General features: G+C 38.6%; 15 protein-coding genes and 1 pseudogene. 11 read left to right on the top strand and 5 right to left on the bottom strand.

Annotated features, from left to right (window positions below; translation table 11 throughout):
* The 4 genes and pseudogenes from FJR37_RS18585 to FJR37_RS27785 form a co-directional block, all read left to right on the top strand.
* The coding region (locus FJR37_RS18585; RefSeq protein ID WP_168466776.1) for a transposase at positions 1 to 421 on the top strand (421 nt) is incomplete at its 5' end.
* Positions 422 to 595: 174 nt separating this feature from the next.
* Positions 596 to 1,948 carry an AAA family ATPase gene (locus FJR37_RS18580; protein ID WP_081981455.1) on the top strand — a complete coding sequence of 451 codons (1,353 nt, stop codon included), beginning with the start codon at positions 596 to 598 and terminating at the stop codon, positions 1,946 to 1,948.
* A 143-nt stretch (positions 1,949 to 2,091) separates the two neighbouring features.
* Entirely contained in the window at positions 2,092 to 5,001 is a 2,910-nt protein-coding gene (gene ileS, locus FJR37_RS18575) for an isoleucine--tRNA ligase (RefSeq protein ID WP_168466775.1), read from the top strand.
* Positions 5,002 to 5,049: 48 nt separating this feature from the next.
* Positions 5,050 to 5,768: pseudogene (locus FJR37_RS27785) on the top strand (Uma2 family endonuclease).
* Positions 5,769 to 5,916: 148 nt separating this feature from the next.
* Here the strand turns inward: FJR37_RS27785 and FJR37_RS18565 are convergent.
* Positions 5,917 to 6,165, bottom strand: a complete 249-nt coding sequence (locus FJR37_RS18565; protein WP_039204343.1) for a hypothetical protein — start codon at positions 6,163 to 6,165, stop codon at positions 5,917 to 5,919.
* Between the two features lie 335 nt (positions 6,166 to 6,500).
* Between FJR37_RS18565 and ppsA the strand changes: the two genes are divergently transcribed.
* From ppsA to rpsN, 3 genes are all read left to right on the top strand, one after another.
* Positions 6,501 to 10,118 (top strand): phosphoenolpyruvate synthase, encoded by a 3,618-nt coding sequence (gene ppsA / locus FJR37_RS18560; RefSeq protein ID WP_168466774.1) that lies wholly within the window; start codon positions 6,501 to 6,503, stop codon positions 10,116 to 10,118.
* A gap of 587 nt (positions 10,119 to 10,705) precedes the next feature.
* Positions 10,706 to 12,220, top strand: a complete 1,515-nt coding sequence (locus tag FJR37_RS18555; protein ID WP_168466773.1) for a pyruvate kinase — start codon at positions 10,706 to 10,708, stop codon at positions 12,218 to 12,220.
* Between the two features lie 379 nt (positions 12,221 to 12,599).
* Entirely contained in the window at positions 12,600 to 12,902 is a 303-nt protein-coding gene (rpsN, locus tag FJR37_RS18550) for a 30S ribosomal protein S14 (RefSeq protein ID WP_027404105.1), read from the top strand.
* A gap of 164 nt (positions 12,903 to 13,066) precedes the next feature.
* Here rpsN and FJR37_RS18545 read toward each other — a convergent pair whose 3' ends face one another.
* A complete protein-coding gene (locus FJR37_RS18545) occupies positions 13,067 to 13,396 on the bottom strand; it encodes a hypothetical protein (RefSeq protein WP_096666770.1) in 330 nt (109 codons plus the stop codon).
* A gap of 53 nt (positions 13,397 to 13,449) precedes the next feature.
* On the opposite strand from FJR37_RS18545, the gene aat reads away from it, so the two are divergent.
* From aat to FJR37_RS18530, 3 genes are all read left to right on the top strand, one after another.
* A complete protein-coding gene (aat, locus tag FJR37_RS18540; RefSeq protein WP_168466772.1) occupies positions 13,450 to 14,025 on the top strand; it encodes a leucyl/phenylalanyl-tRNA--protein transferase in 576 nt (191 codons plus the stop codon).
* 350 nt (positions 14,026 to 14,375) lie between these two features.
* A complete protein-coding gene (locus tag FJR37_RS18535; protein ID WP_168466771.1) occupies positions 14,376 to 15,563 on the top strand; it encodes a glycosyltransferase family 4 protein in 1,188 nt (395 codons plus the stop codon).
* A 125-nt stretch (positions 15,564 to 15,688) separates the two neighbouring features.
* Positions 15,689 to 16,735, top strand: coding sequence for a cyanophycinase (locus FJR37_RS18530; RefSeq protein ID WP_174763451.1), 1,047 nt, complete (start codon positions 15,689 to 15,691; stop codon positions 16,733 to 16,735).
* Positions 16,736 to 17,455: 720 nt separating this feature from the next.
* On the opposite strand, the gene FJR37_RS18525 is transcribed toward FJR37_RS18530, so the two are convergent.
* The 3 genes from FJR37_RS18525 to FJR37_RS18515 form a co-directional block, all read right to left on the bottom strand.
* A complete protein-coding gene (locus FJR37_RS18525) occupies positions 17,456 to 17,731 on the bottom strand; it encodes a DUF1049 domain-containing protein (protein WP_039200891.1) in 276 nt (91 codons plus the stop codon).
* 112 nt (positions 17,732 to 17,843) lie between these two features.
* Positions 17,844 to 19,268 (bottom strand): DUF4335 domain-containing protein, encoded by a 1,425-nt coding sequence (locus FJR37_RS18520; protein WP_168466770.1) that lies wholly within the window; start codon positions 19,266 to 19,268, stop codon positions 17,844 to 17,846.
* A gap of 5 nt (positions 19,269 to 19,273) precedes the next feature.
* Entirely contained in the window at positions 19,274 to 19,900 is a 627-nt protein-coding gene (locus FJR37_RS18515; RefSeq protein WP_039200887.1) for a DUF3038 domain-containing protein, read from the bottom strand.
* 493 nt (positions 19,901 to 20,393) lie between these two features.
* On the opposite strand from FJR37_RS18515, the gene FJR37_RS18510 reads away from it, so the two are divergent.
* A complete protein-coding gene (locus FJR37_RS18510; protein ID WP_027404117.1) occupies positions 20,394 to 20,912 on the top strand; it encodes an adenine phosphoribosyltransferase in 519 nt (172 codons plus the stop codon).
* Positions 20,913 to 21,009: the final 97 nt, after the last annotated feature.

The raw sequence follows: 21,009 nt of genomic DNA, 5'->3' as shown, positions 1-21,009 counted from the left end.
AATGCAGAAACATCCATTTATTATAGCTGCTGTTGTTATTTTACCTGATCATCTCCACTGTATTTGGACTTTACCTGAAAATGATCATGATTTTTCTACCCGTTGGCGGTTAATTAAAAGTTATTTGAGTCGTAAATGTGAAACTATTTCACCAGAAAATATATCTATATCTAGAAAAAACAAAAAACAACGCGCTATATGGCAACATCGTTTTTGGGAACATTTAATTAGAGATGAAATAGATTTTCAAAATCACGTTGAATATATTCATTATAATCCTGTGAAACATGGTTTGGTAACAGCACCAAAGGATTGGGAATATTCCAGTTTTCATCGCGCTGTGCGTCAAGGTATGTATGACATGATGTGGGGTGCGGGGGAGGAAATTATGGTTCTACTGCTCCGAGTTCGCCTATTTTGAAGAGTATTAAAGCCTCAAATCTAATCAAGATAAGGGTTTAAGCCGTATTTTTCCGAAAATATTATAAAAGGAGCGGTAGAACCACTATTTTTTAGTATAATTGTAGTAATATAAGTAAGAATCAAAGCCTTTGATGTAATCAATCTATTCGTTCGTTAGGAAAGTGAAACAGTTATGCAGATGATTGATATTAAAACCAATAGTCCTCCCCTTTCCATTGTAAGTATTGAGGTAGAGCAACTTTTTGGTAGATATAATTATACATTATCAAAAAAAGATACTCATAATGAAGTAGACTCTTCTCTCATGATCCTTTATGGAGATAATGGTTCTGGTAAAACCACGATTTTAAAGCTTTTATTTCATTTGCTATCACCACATCCTGGACATCGTAAATTTTTAACCCAAATTCCTTTTAGCAAATTTTCGTTAATTCTTGCTGATGGTAATAGTTTTATTGCTAGTCGAGGTAATTCAGAGTTAGTTGGTTCATTTCAATTGCAAATTTTTCAGAATAAAATTAGTATTTTTGATGAACTAATGGACTATGAATATGATAAACGAAAACAACACTTGCCAAGTGATAAATTTTGTGAGAAATTAACAGAACTTCAATTAAATATGTTCTTTTTAGGTGATGATAGAATCTTAAAAAGTGATATCTTACCAGATGATGATGATAATGATTTATATGAAAAACATAGAGAATTTTTATTCTCAAGAAGAAGAACTACTTCATCAAGCTTTGATGTATTAGATGATTATTCTTTAATTAACAGAGATATAGTTTTAAAAACATCCATTAAAAGAACTCAAAAATGGATTAGTGATCAAACATTAACAGGGACAAGTCAAGGAGAAGCAAATGTACACAACGTCTATGAAGAAATTATTACTGAAATTCTTCAAAATTCAGAAAAAGAAGTTATAGAAGAATTGCCAAAACCACTTGAAATATTAATTAAAGACTTAATAAATGCAGACAATCGTAGTAAAGATTTTTCTCGATTTGGCTTAATGTCACCATTGGATAGTCAAAATATTGTTAATATATTGGAATCAAATTCAAAAGGAAAATCTACACTTGTATCGAGTGTTTTAAAACCATATTTGGATAGTGTATCGGCAAGATTTGATGCACTACAAGATACACAAAAGTTATTAACTACGTTTGAAAGTACCATCAATAAATTTTTCCATGATAAATATATAAAGCTTCATGTCAGAGATGGAATCAAAATATTTACTGATGAAAATCTAGAATTATCTCCTGAAAAACTATCTTCAGGAGAAAAACAACTTTTATTACTTTTTTGTAACACTCTGACTGCAAGAGATAAAGCAACAATTTTTATTATTGATGAGCCAGAAATATCCTTAAATGTAAAATGGCAACGTCAACTTATTCACGCATTACTTGAGTTAACAAAAGGTAGTCAAGTTCAATTTATATTAGCTACTCATTCAATGGAGTTGCTTTCTCAATATATGGGTCATGTTATCAAGCTTGTGAAGACGGAGCAATAAAGTGAAAATGGAAAATGAAATAAGACGCACGCTTAATATCTTTATCAAGACGATCTCATATTCCACAGTTCATTTAGCCTACAATCATACCATCTCTTATAATTGATCGGATAACCTGCACACCTACATTTAGGCATGAACCTGTGACCGAAACTGGAAAATACAAAGATACCGTCAACTTACCCAAGACTAACTTCGATATGCGGGCAAACGCAATCAAGCGCGAACCCGAAATCCAAAAATTCTGGGCAGAAAACAACATTTATTCTCAACTGGCAGAAAACAACCCCGGCGAATTATTTATACTGCACGATGGACCCCCCTATGCTAACGGCCAGTTGCATATTGGTCATGCTTTAAATAAGATTCTCAAAGATATTATTAACCGCTACCATTTGCTCCAAGGTCGTAAAATTCGCTACGTTCCTGGTTGGGATTGTCACGGGTTGCCTATTGAGTTAAAAGTTCTGCAAAATATGAAACAGGCAGAACGGCAAAATCTCACTCCTTTGCAATTGCGTCAAAAAGCCAAAGAGTTCGCACTGAAGACCGTAGACGAACAACGAGAAAGCTTTAAACGCTATGGGATTTGGGGTGATTGGGAAAATCCTTATTTAACCTTAAAACCGGAATACGAAGCCGCGCAAATTGGCGTATTTGGGGAAATGTTCCTCAAAGGTTATATTTATCGCGGTTTAAAGCCTGTACATTGGAGTCCTAGTTCTAAAACCGCTTTAGCAGAAGCAGAGTTAGAATACCCTGAAGGTCACGTTTCCCGCAGTATTTACGCCGCTTTTCCGGTGGTGAAGGTTGCTGAAGGGTTAAAAGCTAGTTTGGATGGCTTCTTGCCTGATTTGGGTGTGGCTGTGTGGACTACTACTCCTTGGACTATCCCCGGTAATTTGGCTGTGGCTGTGAATGGTACGTTGGAATATGCGGTGGTGGAGGTTTCACGCAGAGACGCAGAGGCGCGGAGAGAATGCAGATATCTGATTGTGGCGGCTGAGTTGGTAGATAGGTTGGCTGGGGTTTTGGATTGTGAGTTAACGGTAAAGGCTAAATTCTCTGGTCAGGATTTGGAAGGTACTACTTATCGTCATCCTCTTTTTGACCGTGAAAGTCTGGTGGTGGTTGGTGGTGATTATATCACTACTGAGTCGGGGACTGGGTTGGTGCATACTGCTCCTGGTCATGGTCAAGAGGACTACATTGTTGGTCAGCGTTACGGTTTGCCGATTCTTGCTCCTGTTGATGATAGTGGGAATTTTACGGATGAGGCTGGTAAGTTTTCTGGCTTGAATGTTTTGGGTGAGGGTAATCAAGCGATTATTGATGCTTTAAGCGAGGCTGGTTCTCTGTTGAAGGAGGAAGCTTATCCTCACAAGTATCCTTATGATTGGAGAACTAAGAAACCGACGATTTTCCGCGCTACTGAACAATGGTTTGCTTCTGTGGCTGGTTTTCGGGAGGAGGCTTTAAAGGCTATTTCATCTGTGCGGTGGATTCCCGCACAAGGTGAGAACCGCATCACGCCGATGATAGCAGAAAGATCCGATTGGTGTATTTCTCGTCAACGTTCTTGGGGTGTACCGATTCCGGTGTTTTATGATGAAGCGACTGGGGAAGTTTTGCTGAATGCGGACACGATTAACCACGTTCAAGCTATTTTTGCCGAAAAGGGTTCTGATGCTTGGTGGGAGTTGTCGGTAGAGGAGTTATTACCGGAAACATATCGTCATAATGGCAAGACTTACCGCCGGGGTACAGATACAATGGATGTCTGGTTTGATTCTGGTTCATCTTGGGCGGCTGTGGCCAAGCAAAGACCGGAGTTACGCTACCCTGCTGATATGTATTTGGAAGGTTCTGACCAACATCGGGGTTGGTTTCAATCTTCTTTGTTAACCAGTGTGGCGGTTAATGGCATTGCACCTTATAAAACTGTGTTAACTCATGGTTTCGTCTTGGATGAAAATGGCCGGAAAATGAGCAAATCTGTGGGGAATGTGGTAGATCCTCAATTGATGATTCAAGGTGGGACTAACCAAAAACAACAACCTGCTTATGGTGCGGATGTTTTGCGGTTGTGGGTTTCTTCGGTTGATTATTCTGGTGATGTGCGTCTGGGTGGTAACATCATCAAGCAATTAGCTGATGTAAGAAATAAGATTCGCAACACAGCGCGGTTTTTATTGGGGAGTTTGCATGATTTTGATCCTCAGAAGGATGCTGTAGCTTTTGATGATTTACCAGATTTGGATAAATATATGCTGCACCGCATTCGTGAGGTGTTTAATGAGGTGACGGACGCTTTTGATAGTTTCCAGTTTTTCCGCTTTTTTCAAACTGTGCAGAATTTCTGCGTTGTGGATTTGTCGAACTTTTATTTAGACGTTGCGAAGGATAGATTATATATCAGTTCTGCTGATGCTTTCCGTCGTCGTAGTTGTCAAACGGTTTTGCAAATTGCTTTGGAGAATTTAGCCAGAGCGATCGCCCCTGTTTTGTGTCATACTGCGGAGGATATCTGGCAATTTATCCCCTACGAAACCCAATATAAATCAGTTTTCCAAGCTGGTTGGGTGCAAGTGGATGATAAATGGGATAATCCTGAATTAGCGGAATTTTGGAAAACACTGCGACGGATTCGTGGTGATGTTAATAAGGTTTTAGAACAAGCGCGGACAGAAAAGTTAATTGGTTCTTCTCTAGAAGCTATTGCATTGATTTATCTGAGTGATGAAAAATTACGCACTGCTATCGAACCTTTGAATGTTAGCGGTAATGGAATTGATGAATTACGGTATTTGTTCCTAACTTCCAATGTGCAATTATTAGATACTCCTGAGACATTAAAAGGATTGAAAACCCTGCGAGTTCAAGGTGAAGATAATTGGGATATTGGGGTAGTTAATGCCGCAGACTATGAACATGATGGAAAATCATATCAGAAATGCGATCGCTGTTGGAACTATTCTCCCCATGTGGGTGAATCAGCAGAACATCCTTTACTGTGTGAACGTTGTATTCCCGCATTAGCTGGAGAATTTTAAAATCATGTAGGGGTTTAGCATTGCTAAACCCTTATACGATACGCAACAATGTTTTTCTTACCAATGGTTTTAAAAATGCAACCCAATATCATCATGAATGATGATCAATTTTTTAATTTCTGTCAGTTAAACCGTGATTTGAGAATTGAACGTAACCATCTTGGAGATTTATTAATTAGGGACTTCCAGGAAATAAATTATCCCAATAAATAAATGAACAAACGAACCACAGAGGCACAGAGAACACAGAGAGAGAAGAAATAGGGAGGGTTTTTGCGTTAGTTTTGGGACATTTTTTTATTTGGAAGTCTCTTATGTCTCCTACAGATTCAGAAACAGGTGGACGTAATTTTAATTTAATCGGTGAATTAGGTGTTTGGACAAAGCAAAATCGTACAGGAGTAGGATTTGGTTCTAGTGGTGGTTTTACCTTACCTAATGGTGCAGTGCGTTCTCCTGACGCAGCTTGGATAAACCGCGCAAAATGGGAAGCAATACCAGCAGAACAAAGGAAAAAATTTGCTCCTATTTGTCCTGAGTTTATTATTGAATTGCGTTCAGAAACTGATAATTTAAAGATTCTGCAAGAAAAGATGCAAGAATATATAGATAATGGTACACAATTAGGATGGTTAATTGATAGAAAACAACGGAAAGTATTTATTTATCGTCCCAATTGTGCAGTTGAAGAATTAGACAATCCCCAAACATTAACTGGTGAGAATTTATTACCCGGATTTGTTTTAGATTTAAGTCAGATTTGGTAATAAATAACAGTAGAACATAGATATTGTAAAAACTAATAAATCCATTAATTCATCTGCGTTCATCTGCGTTCATCTGCGTACCCTTCGGGAAGCAAGCTACAATCATTCTTGAAATTTTATTTGGTAATAAATAAATTATATTCCAGCTTTAGCGAGAGAATTTTCCCTCTAATCTTGATTGAAAAGAATTTGGTTGAATTAAACAATAAGAACCAAGACGATATTCTGGGGGGGCGATTTTTTTAGTTAACTTTGCTAAAATGGGTCTTGGGACTTCAGCGGTATGACGTTGGGTTAATACAGGCATTTCTTGCCAACAACTGCGGCAAAACCAATAAGATTCAGTACCACGAATATGGTGTAAGAGTGAATCGGAACAACAAGGGCATTGAGGCATAATAGTTTTAAGTCCTTCTTTGCAAGCGGTTGGCTAAATGTAGTCATGTAATGAATTGAGATAAAATAAAACTTCTTATGTACATTCCTGAATTTTAACTCTCAAGGATGGGGGGATTGTGAGAATATTTGCAAGAACAATATATTACGTAATATTTCGCTATATTGCCTCTATATTTATTTACACTCTAAACTAGAGTAATCATAAATGGATGAGACATCTGGTAGTAAATCCCGTCCCCTCCTCTATATCCTCGCAACATCTTTAAACTGTCCGTGCATAAACAGAATGGGTTCTGAATTAAATAACAGTAGCTATTTAAGGAATCTCAGAATATGTTGGAAATTAAACGCAACCAAGAAAATAGCCAAATTACACAAGAAGCTTTAGTATTACCCTTTAATACCGTAGGAATTGCGGATATTCCCCTAGTAGGTGGTAAAAATGCCTCTTTAGGCGAAATGATTCAACAGCTAAGTTCTCAAGGGGTAAAAGTTCCCACGGGATTTGCGACTACGGCTTATGCTTATAGATACTTCATTACTGCGGCTGGGTTAGAGGCAAAACTGAGGAAGATTTTTGCAGATTTAGATGTCGAAGATATGGATAATTTGCAAGAATGTGGCAAACAAGCCAGATCATTGATGTTAGAAACCCCATTTCCGCTAGAATTACAGGAAGCGATCGCTAAATCCTATCAAAATCTTTGTGAAGAATGCGGTATTAATACTGATGTAGCTGTTCGTTCTAGTGCCACAGCCGAAGACTTACCAGATGCTAGTTTTGCGGGACAACAGGAAACCTACCTGAATGTTCATGGTATCAAAGGTGTATTAGAATCTTGCCATAAATGCTTTGCCTCTATTTTCACAGACAGGGCAATTTCCTACCGACAAATAAGAGGTTTCGATCATTTTGAAGTAGCCTTATCAGTCGGTGTCCAAAAAATGGTACGTTCTGATTTAGCATCTTCTGGAGTCATGTTTTCCATTGACACAGAAACAGGGTTTCAAAATGCCGCTTTAATTACCGCTGCTTACGGTTTGGGTGAAAACATCGTTCAAGGTGCAGTTAACCCAGATGAATATTTAGTATTTAAACCAACTTTAAAAAAAGGATATAAACCCATTCTCCAAAAGCGGTTGGGAACAAAAGAAATTAAAATGGTTTATGATCTAGGCGGATCAAAATTAACCAAAAATATTTCCGTTCCTCAACTTGAACGTCATCAATTTGCCCTAAATGATCAAGAAATCCTCCAACTAGCGGAATGGACTTGTATCATTGAAGATCATTATTCCCAAGTTCGGGGAATATCCACCCCAATGGATATTGAATGGGCAAAAGATGGGATAACTGGTGAGTTATTTATCGTCCAAGCTAGACCAGAAACAGTTCAATCACAAAAATCAAAAACCGTTCTCAGAAGTTATCAACTCCAAGAAAAAAGCAAAGTTTTATTAACAGGTCGCAGCGTTGGCGAAATGATCGGTCAAGGTAAAGCTAGAGTAATTCTAGATGTGCCGGAAATTCATCTCTTCCAAGCCGGAGAAGTGTTAGTTACTAACCGCACAGACCCCGACTGGGAACCGATTATGAAAAAAGCTAGTGCTATTGTCACTAACTCTGGGGGACGGACTTGTTTTGATGGAGAGACAAAAATTCTCACCAATCAAGGTTTTATGACCATTCAGCAGATTTATGAACAAGGATATCAAGGATTATCAACTTTAGCCCTCAACACCAAAACCCATCAAATGGAATGGAAACCCATTACAGATGCTATGAAACGGACATCTAAAACAATTGGTGTGAGTGTATCTCAAACTGGGAGAGTCACAGATAATATCCTGCGATTAACTCCTGATCATAAAATGGTCAACTTGCGGAATGGTGAATATACCAAAACTGAGATTCAAGAAATGTTAGATACTCAGGAAATGGTGCTTGTATCTCAGAATATTCCCACATTAGGTGACAACAAAAATCAAGAAGCTGATTTAGCTTATCTGATTGGGGGAATCATCACAGACGGTTCAATTTACACTAGTCGAACTCATGGGGAAGTCCAGTTTATTCAAAAATGTTTACCAGAAAAACAAGCATTCATAGCTACTATGAATGACAAAATGAATGCTGTTTATGGTAAATCTTTTACTCCTTGTGAGAAAGCAGTATCTTCAGGTTACATCCGAGGAAAACAGGTAAAAGGACAAGCTACAGCTTATCGTATTTATTCTAAAGCTATAGCTTATGACTTAAAACAAAAAGAACAACAAATTACTCAAATTCTCCTGGAAAACACTTCAGAAGTTGCTTATTACTTTTTAGGAGGTGTGATTGATGGTGATGGTTGCTATGCTAATAATCGCATTAACATCTATATCTCTGAAGAGAACTTACTACAAGCTGTCATTATTGCTTGTTTGAAAATCAATACTGTTCCTCAAGTTACCAGAAATCGTCATATCTACAATGTCCAAATTGTAGAAAAATTAGAGCAAATTTTAGAATATACCCAACGAGTCAAAGGAGATATTAATCCACGAGTTATTCAAACCCGATTCTTTGCTACTAATCAACTATTTGGTGACAATGTTACAGGACAAATCAAACTTAGAAAAGATAAAAATCTCCTAATTTCTGATAAACAACTCCGTGAAATAGGTCAATTTGAACAACTTCTGCAAGGTAATATTCGGATGCAACGAGTTATTAAAGTTGCAGATGCAGTAGACGCTGAAGTTTATAATATAACTGTTGCGGATCATCATAATTATCTGGTTTTTACAGATAAATATACTCCTGTAGTTGTTTGTAACTGTCACGCAGCAATTATTGCCAGAGAAATGGGTATTCCTGCATTAGTTGGTTGTGGAAATGCAACAGAAATATTACAAACAGGACAAGAGATTACTGTTAGTTGTGCAGAAGGGGAAACAGGTCAAGTTTACTCAGGTTTGTTAAACTTTGAAATTCAAGAATTACCATTAGATAACTTACCGCGAACCCGCACCAAAATAATGATGAATGTGGGTAATCCTGAAGAAGCTTTAGGTTTAACCGCAATTCCTAATGATGGTGTTGGTTTAGCCAGAATGGAATTTATCATTGCTAATCATATTAAAGCCCATCCTTTAGCATTATTACATTTTGACGAATTAGAAGATGAACTTGCCAAATATAAAATTACTGAATTAACAGCCCAATATGAAGATAAAGCCGAATTCTTTATTGCTAAATTGGCGCAAGGTATAGGTACAATAGCCGCAGCATTTTATCCCAAACCTGTAATTGTCCGATTATCAGATTTCAAAAGTAACGAATATGCAAACCTTTTAGGTGGTAGACAATTTGAACCCAAAGAAGAAAATCCCATGCTTGGTTGGCGTGGTGCTTCCCGTTATTATGATCCTCGTTATCGTGAAGGTTTTGCATTAGAATGTCAAGCTATGAAACGGGTAAGAGAAGAAATGGGTTTAACCAATATGATTCTCATGGTTCCCTTTTGTCGCACTCCCGAAGAAGGAAAACGAGTATTAGCAGAAATGGCAAAAAATGGCTTAGTTAAAGGCGAAAATGGCTTAGAAGTTTACGTTATGTGCGAGTTACCAAGTAACGTTTTATTAGCTGATGAATTTAGCCAAGTCTTTGATGGTTTCTCCATTGGTTCTAATGATTTAACCCAATTAACATTAGGATTAGATCGAGATTCTGAATTAGTGGCACATTTATTTGATGAACGCAACGAAGCTGTTAAAAGAATAATTGCCAAAGCCATAACTACTGTTAAACAAAATGGTCGCAAAATTGGTATTTGTGGACAAGCACCCAGCGATTATCCAGAATTTGCTCGTTTTTTAGTTGAACAAGGTATAGATTCTATTAGTCTCAACCCTGATTCTGTGATTAAGACAATGTTAGAAATTGCGAAAGCAGAAACAGGGAAATAACTAAGGGACTTCCAAATAAAAAAATACTCAACCACCTAACGCAAAAATCTCTCAAACCCTTATTCCTCTGTGTCCTCTGCGCCTCTGTGGTTCGTTAATCAGGATAATTTATTTCTTGGAAGTCCCTAAGAGGATGTTTGAAAAGTCGTATCCCGTAATTTTTATCACATTGTTACCCCCCTTAGTCCCCCCTTATAAAGGGGGGAAACAAGAAAAATCCAGTTCCCTCCCCTTACTAAGGGGAGGGTTAGGGTGGGGTAAAAAATATTTGATACATCAACCATAACTTTTCAAACACCCTCTAATAGGTAAATCAAAAATCTGCGCTTTCTGTGTCTGAAGTGGTTTGAAAATAATTTATCTAACCACAGAGGCACAGAGGACACAGAGGAAAGAGGTTAGGAGAGAATTTTTCAAGATTTTTACTTTTTTGAAAGGATTAGTTAACAGTAGGTAAAAAGTGAATTTAAATGTCCGTTATAGTCCAATACAATTCAGTCAAGAATTTTTCTTCTCTCTGTGACCTCTGTGCCTGAAGTGGTTCGTTAAAAAAAGATTTTTAAATTAGTGGAGTTGAATTTATTAATATGCAGTCTACTAATATAGAGTTGGATTTATCTGATCCTTGTATTTTGCTTACCACATTACAGGAACTTCGTCAATCTGTTGATGAGGAAGGAAAAGAAATATTTCAAAGATGGAAAAAGCAAATTCACCGACAATCTTTTATTAATAGTAGTCTCAATCTTGCCTATTATCTGGCACTGAGAAGACACGATTTGCGACAACTGCAAGCGGCTTTAATGCCTTGGGGCTTGTCCTCATTGGGGAGGATAGAAGCTAAGGTTTTACCGACTTTAGATGCGGTGATTGCCACCTTACAGGCAGTTTGTCGCACAGATAATGATTCTGTAATTATACATCCACCTTTGGACGCATTTTTTGTAGGCGATCGCTTACTTCAACAAAATACCGAAGATTTATTTGGCAACACCCTCGATAACCGTCGCGTCAGAATCATGGTAACGTTACCCAATGCAGCCGCTACCAATTACGAATTCCTGCGGGATATCATTGGGCAAGGAACAAACTGTGTAAGAATTAATTGCGCCCATGATACCCCGGTTGAATGGTTAGCAATGATTAACAATGTCAAACAAGCAGAATTAGAATTAGAATTAGAATCTTCTTGTAAAATTCTCATGGATTTGAGTGGTCCCAAAACCAGAATTAAATCTGTTCTTACCCCCAGTCCCAAACAACGAATATTTAAAGGTGAATCTCTTCTCCTTACCCATGAGTTACCCACGACTATTGATTCTGCCTTTTTTCAAGCCACTTGCACAATTCCCGAAGTATTAAAACAACTGACAATTGGTACAATGGTTTGGATTGATGATGGACGGATTGGTGCTTGTGTAGAGTCAATTACATCTGAGGGAGTGTGGTTAAAAATTACCCATGCCCGTCTCAAAGGTGAGAAAATATTACCAGAAAAAGGCATTAATTTTCCTGACACTGAATTACATTTGAGTTCTTTAACCACAAAAGATCAAGAAGATTTAGATTTTATCACCACCCATGCCAATCAAGTTGATATTATCGGTTATTCCTATGTGCAAACACCCGCAGATATTCAACTTTTGCAACAAGAATTAGCGACAAGATTACCAGAAAATTCTCCTACACCTGCCATAGTTGCCAAAATAGAAACACCCTTAGCAGTGAGTAATTTGCCAGAATTAATTATTCAAGCCGCCGGGAAACAACCCTTTGGAATTATGATTGCCAGAGGAGATTTGGCGCTGGAAATTGGTTATCAACGGCTGGCAGAAATTCAAGAAGAAATACTATGGTTATGTGAAGCTGCCCATATCCCCGTAATTTGGGCAACTCAAGTCTTAGAAAATCTTGTTAAACACGGAATGCCGTCACGGGCAGAAATTACTGATGCTGCCATGTCAGAACGGGCAGAATGTGTCATGCTCAATAAGGGTGATTATATTATTGAAGCCGTAGGCATCTTAGATGATGTCCTCACGAGAATGCAAGCCCATCAAGTCAAAAAAACACCTCAGTTACGGGCTTTACATTCTTGGTAAGGGACTTCCAAATAAAAAAATACTCAACCACCTAACGCAAAAATCTCTCAAACCCTTATTCCTCTGTGTCCTCTGCGCCTCTGTGGTTCGTTAATCAGGATAATTTATTTCTTGGCAAGAGGCAAGAGGCAAGAGGCAAGAGGCAAGAGGCAAGAGGCAAGAGGCAAGAGGCAAGAGGCAAGAGTAAAGAAGTTTTCAGCGATTTTACGTTTTTTTACACAGTTTGATTTTATTGTGTATTCTGACTCCTGACTCCTGACTCCTAGCCCTCACAGACAACTTTTTCAGCAAACCCTACTTACTTTATTACCAATTTCTCTATTATTGCCAATAAAGGTGTAGAATAGAGAATGCTGTCTTTCATTAGATTAGGGAATTCATGGCGAAAAAGAGTATGATTGAGCGCGAGAAGAAACGCGCCAAAATGGTAGCTAAGTATGCTGAAAAGCGAGAAGCACTATTAGAAGAGTTTAGAACAGCAGAATCTCCGTTGCTGAAGTTAGAAGTTCACCGTAAAATTCAACAATTACCCCGTAACAGTGCGCCTACTCGTAAGCACAACCGTTGCTGGTTAACTGGTCGTCCTAGAGGCGTTTACCGTGATTTCGGCTTGTCTCGGAACGTACTCCGGGAATGGGCCCACGAAGGTCTTTTACCTGGTGTTGTTAAGTCTAGCTGGTAGAGTTAGTTGTCAATGGTCAGTGGTCAGTAGAAGGAGGCAAGAGGCAAGAGGCAAGAGGCAAGAGGCAAGAGAAATATCAATATCCCCCTATTCCCTGTTCCCTGTTCCCTGTTCCCTGTTCCCTGTTCCCTGTTCCCTATTACCAATGACCAATGACCAAGTTATTATTGTCCACAACAATAATCAATTCCCAGGCTATCTAAGAGTAGATCGCTAACGGCGTTGGCGATCGCAAACTCTCCAAAAAAACTTTTAGAAAAATCAAATGATTGCATCTCTGTAACAATAGCAATTACCAGAGAACCTAAATCATTTTCTCCCTCCATGCGTTGTCTCACAAAAATCTGTGATGCCCGCTGGGCAATATTTTGATTGATTGCTTCAGGAATAAACTCTTCATCAAGCCAATGTAACAGGTTTTGTTGTAACCATTCACCTTCTTGCTGGGGATTTTCCGAAGGAGGTAAGGTAATAGATGGAATTACTGAAGTCATTTTTGTATATTTTATATAGAATTTGTTTGCTAGGGTAATCTTAGAAGAAGATAATGGAATATGATGTTGCTGCTATTGTTCGGGGTTATGCTCAAGGTTATTTTCTCATGTCTGATGAAAGTAATAACCTGGGATGGTATGGAAGTAAGGAACGGACTCTAATCCCTTTGGATGAACGCTTTCGCTATCCTAAGTCATTACAGCGCGTCATTAACCAAAAAAGGTTTACAGTCGCCATTAACCGGGACTTTTTAGGAGTGGTTGCTGGCTGTGCTAACCGCGACACAACTTGGATTTCTCCAGAATTAGTCAAGATTTATGAGTTACTTTACCAAAATGGTTGCGCTTATAGTTTTGAAACTTGGTTTGGTGATAAATTAGCTGGAGGAATTTTGGGAATTGTCATTGGTGGTGCTTTTATTGGTGAATCCATGTTTTTCAACATTTCCGAAGGTTCTAAGGTAGCAATGGTCAAGTTAGTGGAAAGATTGCGTCAACAGAAATTTAGACTATTTGACGCACAAATGATGAATCCTCATTTAGCTAGATTTGGCGCTTATCATATTAGTAGTGAAGAATATGCAGTTTTACTTAAACAAGCTGTATCAAGTTCTTGTAACTTAATTTAAGGAGTCAGGAGGTAGGGGCGCAGGGCCTGCGCCCAGTCAGGAGTTTGAACAAAAAAAATTCATAAGATTGCTATGTATAAGAAATGAAACATATAGCAATAATATTTGATTTATGAAAAGATACGTAGGGTGCGTCAGATATTACAAATCTGTTTATTGATACAATTTATGCAGTCTGACGCACCCTACAATACCTAATTTTTTTCAAGAATCAAATATGAGTTCTATATTTTTGAATATTATGGCAAAATGTTCTCTGTTCCCTGTTCCCTGTTCCCTGTTCCCTTTTTTTTTTGAGATAATTATAGTTTTTAAACTTTTGAGATTTTTGTCAATCATCGGGGAGTCAAATGAAGATATTAGTGCTGAGTTGGGAATTTCCACCGAGAATAGTTGGCGGAATTGCTCGTCACGTTGCTGAGTTGTACCCGGAATTAATCAAGCTAGGTCATGATATCCACCTAATCACGCCAGAATTCGGTCCAGCATCCTTGTATGAGGTGGTTGAAGGAATTCATATCCATCGTGTCCCAGTACCTGCTAGTAACGATTTTTTCCACTGGGTGGTAAACTTAAATGAGAGCATGGGAAAACATGGTGGTCAGTTGTTGACCGACAAAGATCCATTTGATCTGATTCATGCCCATGATTGGTTAGTTGGAGATGCAGCGATCGCTCTCAAGCATACCTTTAAAATTCCCCTCATTGCCACAATTCACGCCACCGAACATGGACGCTATAACGGCATTCATAATGATACCCAACGCTATATTCATGATAAAGAATATGCACTAGCTCACAATGCTTGGCGAGTCATTGTTTGTAGTGAATATATGCGTCAGCAAATGATCCAAACACTACATATTAGTAATGATAAAATTGACGTAATCTATAATGGTATCCGCCCAGAAAAGAAAATACATCATCAAGATTTTCATGCTCAAGATTTTCGGCGACGATTTGCCGCAGATTATGAAAAAATTGTGTATTATCTTGGTCGCATGACCTATGAAAAAGGCGTACCCATATTACTTAATGCCGCCCCCAAGGTACTATGGGAAATGGAAGGTAATGTTAAATTTGTCATTGTCGGTGGTGGTAATACTGACCATCTTAAACGTCAAGCTTGGGATTTGGGAATTTGGCATAAGTGTTACTTTACTGGGTTTCTGACTGATGAATACTTGGATAAATTTCAAACCATTGCTGACTGTGCAGTTTTTCCCAGTCTTTATGAACCCTTTGGTATAGTTGCCTTAGAAAGTTTTGCCTCTCGCGTACCAGTCATAGTTTCCGATACTGGTGGTTTACCAGAAGTAGTTCAACACACAAAAACGGGAATTACCACTTGGGTAAACGACTCGGACTCTGTAGCTTGGGGAATATTAGAAGTTTTGAAAAACCCAGATTATTGTCAATGGTTGGTAAATAACGCTTATGCAGATTTAGAAAAAAGATTTAGCTGGACAAAATTAGGTAAGCAAACAGAAATGGTTTATAAAAGAGTAGTGCAAGAACGAGCAGAAATTGTCTGGTAACGAGAATCAAAGATTACTCTGATAATTTGCCATAAAAAAACACTACAAACCCTGTACGCTAGGAATTTAGCCTTGGACAATGCGAAAGTTAGAAATGATTGCTGTTTGCTTGACAAGATTTTAATATGATAAAGGCATTCCTAAATACATCCAAGCGTTTGCATAATGCAAAAAACAGCTTATTGAAGATGATAAATCGTATCCTAGATCGTTTAACAGCCAAGTTAAAACGGTTCTTTGAGGATATCATCGCCGATAGTCAGACTCCCACCGCCAAACCAGCTTATAAACTCCCTAAATTAGCTGGTCCTGTTCATAACTTAGGTGGAGGTGGTCCTGATGTTGATGACGCTATCCAATGGATGATTAATCAAGTCAGGGGTGGTAGTTACAGCGACAATAAAGTTAATGTTTTAGTCATTCGGGCTGCTGGTAATGATGATTACAATCAGTTAATTTATTCCATGAGAGGTGTCAAATATGTAGAAACTCTCATCATTCGTAATCGTCAAGAAGCGAACAGAACCGATATTTTTGATAAAGTCAGAAATGCTGGCGTAATTTTCTTTGCGGGTGGTGATCAATGTGAATATATTCGCCACTGGAAAAACACTAAATTAGAAGTTGCTATCAAGTCAGTTTACGATAAAGGCGGTGCGATTGGGGGTACAAGTGCCGGGGCGATGATTCAAAGTGAATATGTTTATGATTCCTGTGCTTGTGAAGATAGTATTGAAACTCATGAAGCCCTTGATGATCCTTACGGGAATATTACCTTTACCTATAATTTTTTCCAGTGGAAATATTTGCGCGGAACTATCATTGATACCCACTTTGATGAACGCAAAAGAATGGGAAGAATTATGGTTTTTATTGCCCGACAAATTCAAGATGGTGTATCTTCAAAAGCGTTAGGGATAGCAATTAGTGAACAAACATCTTTACTAGTTGATAAATATGGTATTGCTAAAGTTGTGGGTAAAGGTTCAGCCTATTTTGTCTTAGGAGATCATCTCCCAGAAATTTGTGAAAAGGGGACTCCTCTCACCTATCACGATTACAAAATCTGGCGAGTTCCTAGAGGTGATACTTTCGACTTAAATAAATTACCATCACGGGGTTATTATCTCAGAAGTGTGAAACGGGGAAGGTTTGATTCTGATCCTTATTAATAGCCAGGGAATAAATTCCCTGTCTAAAAGCAAAAGTCGGTTTAAACCGACTAATAAAAAATCTCTTTTCCTCTTTGCATGAGAAACCCTTTTAAATTTGATAAAATCGTGAGTTTTGACAACGTTTGTAGCACAAGTCCTGCCCGTCCTTGATGATTAGCGGGCAATTCGTCCCGCACCACAAGAAATTTTGGGATATTTTTTTGATTGGAAGTCTCTAATAAACCTGTGCTGCATGAGTTGTCATTGCGAGTGAAAGGAAGCAATCTCTTGACAACCGATAAACCACCTAACGCAAAAATCTCTCAAACCCTTATTCCTCTGTGTCCTCTGCGCCTCCGTGGTTCGTTAATCAGGATAATTTATTTCTTGGAAGTCCCTTATGATATGGACGCATAAAGTCTGTAGGGTAGTACATTTTTATCAAAGCCGAAAACCCTGATTAAATCGTTCAGCTTTTTTGTAACTCGATTTTAAATGGGCGAACCGGGAGTTAGTAACTTGGTTAAATCGTCATGAACATTAATTAATTGGAATTGGCTGACTAAGTAGGTGAACACAATAAAACCAAACTGTGTAAAGAAACGTAAAATCGCCCAAACCCTCTTCACTCTTGCCTCTTGCCTCTTGCCTTTTGCCTTGCCATAACGACAATTTTCAACGCCAACCTACTTATTATTCGGATTTAATACAATTGAGGGCGGGGAAACCCCGCCCCTACTAGAAATCCTCATCATCAACAAAAAACTCTGCATCTTCATCTATTCTAGATTGAGACTCTCCCAACCCCCAGAGAGGCTGCAAAACGGCTGTACCTAATAAACCGACAGACACACTAAAAGCTAACATTAACCCAAAGGGAATTTGTATGGATTGAAAAACCAAAAACTGTAAAGATACAGGAGTAGCATTTTGGACAGAAATTAGAGCGATCGCCACTACCCAAACAGCTATAATTACTAATATGAAAAAATTTGCCAAAATTTTGAATATCATAACTGGAAAAATCTTTCCGTGATAGCGCAGCGTAACGTAAGTCATGGGTTAGGAGTCAGGAGTCAGGAGGAAGAAGAAAAAAATTTTTCCCCAAACAACTGACAACTGACAATTATTTGTATCCCTTCCAATACATAACTTTTAATTCTCCCTTGGGTGTAAATACTACCTGAAAATGAGCTAGAGGTTGTTTATTATCAGGTGCAGCTACATTTGAGCCATAAACTGATTGAAACATCTGAGGTAGAGGAGTTTCCCGGAAATGATCAAAAGCAACTTGATTAAGTGGTTCATAGTCAGCTATTACGCCTTCTTTATTCACCGCTACTCGATATTTTAAATCCTTAGCAAAGGTAGGAGTAACACTCCAATTTTGACGAATTGTACTATACAGCTTTTGATTTAAATCCTTAATTTTACTGGTATCAGTAATTTTTTCGCCAGTTACTTCTGGTGTTTTAGCGTATCCTAACCAGGGACTAATTTCTAGAAACCCTTTTTGGGTAAATACGACTTTGAATTGAGCAATAGGTTCATTAGGGACGCGATTAGCAGGATTATAAAGTAGTTTAGGCAGTGGTGTTTTCTCGATTGCGTCACTAGCTTTCTGATTTACTGCTTTATAACCAACGACACTACCATCGGCAGCGACACCTAAACGATACACTAAATCCTCTGGTAATCCTGAGCGATTTGTCCAAGCTGGATGAATTTGATTGTAAACTTGGCGATTTAATGCCCGTAATTGAGATGGATCTGTTATTTCTGGAACTGTCTTTAAAAGTGCTTCCAAATCCTTGGTAACGGGGGTTTCTGATGCTGTGGGTGTGGTTGTAGGGGTGGCTGCTGCTGTGGGTGTAATTGAGGGTGATACTGACGCTGTGGGAGTGGAAGTACTGGACTGTATTTCTGGTTTGACTTGAGGTGGACGGAGTTGGGGTGCAGGAATTAAACTAAAGGCTACGGCGGCTACGGCGAGGCTGGATACGCCGACGGTAGCGGGGATTGCCTGTTTAAGCAAGGTTTGACTAGAACCACCATAACTGCGATGAACTGGGTGTAGTTCTAGGGATAATTCTGGTAAAGTCTGGCTATCAGCAAAAAACTGATCTACGGCTTCAACTAAATCAAATAATTGGACTGTGTTGAGGACGATTTGCAGCGGTTGTCCGGGGTTGTTGTTTCCCCCTTGATTGTCTGCTGTGATTTCGGAGTGAACAATTAATTTGTGTCTGTTGCTGTCAATTTTTTGTAATTCAACTAACTCTGAATTTTGATGTTCAAATTTTTTGCCTTGGGGATTGGGTATATTGCTTAAAACTTCTTGAGCGTAAGCACTAACCGCTCTAACTAAGCTTTCAAAAAATTCCCTACCTCCACTTATAGGTTGATCATAATTAGATAAATGGCATTCTGCATTCACTAATATGGATAGTTCGGGACGGAGTTCTTGAAAGTTAACTGTCCGTGTCATGTCACTCAACCCTTCTAGGAGCAGGGTGCAATTAGGTAAACTATATTTACGTTGGATATTCATTTTATTTACTCTACTTCACCGTCAAAAAGAGAAATCCAGTATCGCTGCATTCCCGCCGTACCTGTGCAAAATAGTAATTTTCCTAATAAGTCTATAGCTAGTTCATCTAATTTTTCATCAGAGGTTAATGCTAGGACACCGGAACGCCGGGAATTCATCCGACTTTTAAAGTGGGTTCTAAACCTTTCTAGGTAATTAGCTAATCTTAAATTTTGTTCTGGGGGAATCTGCTTTTGGGCTAATTGTTGATATATGGTTAGTAATTGCCGAATAACGACTGTTAACCGCCGAGCGATGTAACAAGCAATGACTACTAGAGCTTTGGCTTCTAAAATATCTAAGGGACGGCGACTATGCGCTCTCCTCATAGGGTTAGAGGCTCGCATTCGCCAAAGGTTTACCCGATTTTTGATGATTCCTTGGAGGTCTAATTCTTCCGCAAAGGATAAAATGGCTTCAGAACCGCCTAGTTCTAAGGCTTCAATGGCTAGTAACATTAAATCTATTTGCAATCTAGTTCTGGCTGGACATACTTGGCCTGCGATCGCTGGATCTGGTAAAGTATCCAAAATCATCGGCGTTCCCTGGGCGTTTGGGCTGTTTAAAGATGGGATACTAGCGGAGACATTCATTCTAAAAAATACCTTATGCGTTTCCAATAAAGTGATTGATATTAACCTCTCATGGCTAATCGCTGGCGCGATATGGCAGTTCAATTATATACATGACGACCTATGATTTTTGACTTTTGACTTTTAATTTTCGACTTTTGACTTGCACTTTGCGGTACTAGTAAGTAGGTGAACACAATAAAACCAAACTGTGTAAAGAAATGTAAAATCGCCCAAACCCTCTTCACTCTTGCCTCTTGCCTTTTGCCTTGCCATAACGACAATTTTCAACGCTCACCTACTTAGTACACAAAGGCGTAAATAAACCAACCATGATAAATATCCCGAAAGCCTGTACCGTATTCGGTTTGACTTTTGACTTTTGACTTTTGACTTCCGCCCTGCGGCGTTAGTCTCTAGGTTATGACATTATAGGGTAGGATTTGGCAGGGATTGGGGAAATTTTTCGCCGCTTATCCTTTGTTTCTCTATAGACCACTAACTACTCACAAATATGGATTTAAAATCTCTGATTCGTGATATACCAGATTTTCCTAAGCCGGGAATTTTATTTCGAGATGTCACTACTCTATTAAGCGACCCAGCGGGATTGCGATACACTATTGACCTTTTAGCACAAAAATGTTCAGAAATTGAACTTCAGGTGGATTATATTATCGGCATGGAGTCGCGGGGGTTCATTTTTGGTGCGCCTGTGGCTTATAAATTAGGTGCGGGGTTTATTCCTGTTCGCAAAAAAGGGAAATTACCAGCAGCGGTTCACTCTATTGAATATCAACTAGAATATGGTACGGATACATTAGAAGTACATCAGGATGCTTTAAACCCAGGTTGCAAAGTTTTAATTGTGGATGATTTGATTGCTACTGGTGGTACTGCTAGTGCAACAGCAAAGTTGGTACAAAAGATTGACTGTGAACTTGTGGGGTTTGGGTTTATCATCGAACTACAAGATTTGCAAGGACGGAAACATTTACCTGATGTCCCTATTATCTCACTGGTTGAATATTAGTCAGTCAGGAGTCAGGAGTCAGGAGTCAGGAGTTCAGGAGTTCAGGAGGAAGAAGAAAGAAGAAAGAAGAAAGAAGAAAATTATCCAATTACCAATT

Source organism: Aphanizomenon sp. UHCC 0183 (assembly GCF_009712065.1).
Taxonomy (GTDB): domain Bacteria; phylum Cyanobacteriota; class Cyanobacteriia; order Cyanobacteriales; family Nostocaceae; genus Dolichospermum; species Dolichospermum heterosporum.
Note: the sequence above shows the minus strand (reverse complement) of the source record. Positions and strands in the feature narration are given on the sequence as shown.

What these genes read in the sequence shown, in the direction of transcription:
- FJR37_RS18545 (WP_096666770.1), bottom strand. Translation starts at nt 13,396, where the DNA reads ATGACTTCAGTAATTCCATCTATTACCTTACCTCCTTCGGAAAATCCC.
- FJR37_RS18535 (WP_168466771.1), top strand. Translation starts at nt 14,376, where the DNA reads ATGAAGATATTAGTGCTGAGTTGGGAATTTCCACCGAGAATAGTTGGC.
- ppsA (WP_168466774.1), top strand. Translation starts at nt 6,501, where the DNA reads ATGTTGGAAATTAAACGCAACCAAGAAAATAGCCAAATTACACAAGAA.
- FJR37_RS18530 (WP_174763451.1), top strand. Translation starts at nt 15,689, where the DNA reads ATGATAAAGGCATTCCTAAATACATCCAAGCGTTTGCATAATGCAAAA.
- rpsN (WP_027404105.1), top strand. Translation starts at nt 12,600, where the DNA reads ATGGCGAAAAAGAGTATGATTGAGCGCGAGAAGAAACGCGCCAAAATG.
- FJR37_RS18555 (WP_168466773.1), top strand. Translation starts at nt 10,706, where the DNA reads ATGCAGTCTACTAATATAGAGTTGGATTTATCTGATCCTTGTATTTTG.
- FJR37_RS18525 (WP_039200891.1), bottom strand. Translation starts at nt 17,731, where the DNA reads ATGATATTCAAAATTTTGGCAAATTTTTTCATATTAGTAATTATAGCT.
- FJR37_RS18520 (WP_168466770.1), bottom strand. Translation starts at nt 19,268, where the DNA reads ATGAATATCCAACGTAAATATAGTTTACCTAATTGCACCCTGCTCCTA.
- FJR37_RS18580 (WP_081981455.1), top strand. Translation starts at nt 596, where the DNA reads ATGCAGATGATTGATATTAAAACCAATAGTCCTCCCCTTTCCATTGTA.
- aat (WP_168466772.1), top strand. Translation starts at nt 13,450, where the DNA reads ATGGAATATGATGTTGCTGCTATTGTTCGGGGTTATGCTCAAGGTTAT.
- FJR37_RS18515 (WP_039200887.1), bottom strand. Translation starts at nt 19,900, where the DNA reads ATGAATGTCTCCGCTAGTATCCCATCTTTAAACAGCCCAAACGCCCAG.
- FJR37_RS18565 (WP_039204343.1), bottom strand. Translation starts at nt 6,165, where the DNA reads ATGCCTCAATGCCCTTGTTGTTCCGATTCACTCTTACACCATATTCGT.
- FJR37_RS18510 (WP_027404117.1), top strand. Translation starts at nt 20,394, where the DNA reads ATGGATTTAAAATCTCTGATTCGTGATATACCAGATTTTCCTAAGCCG.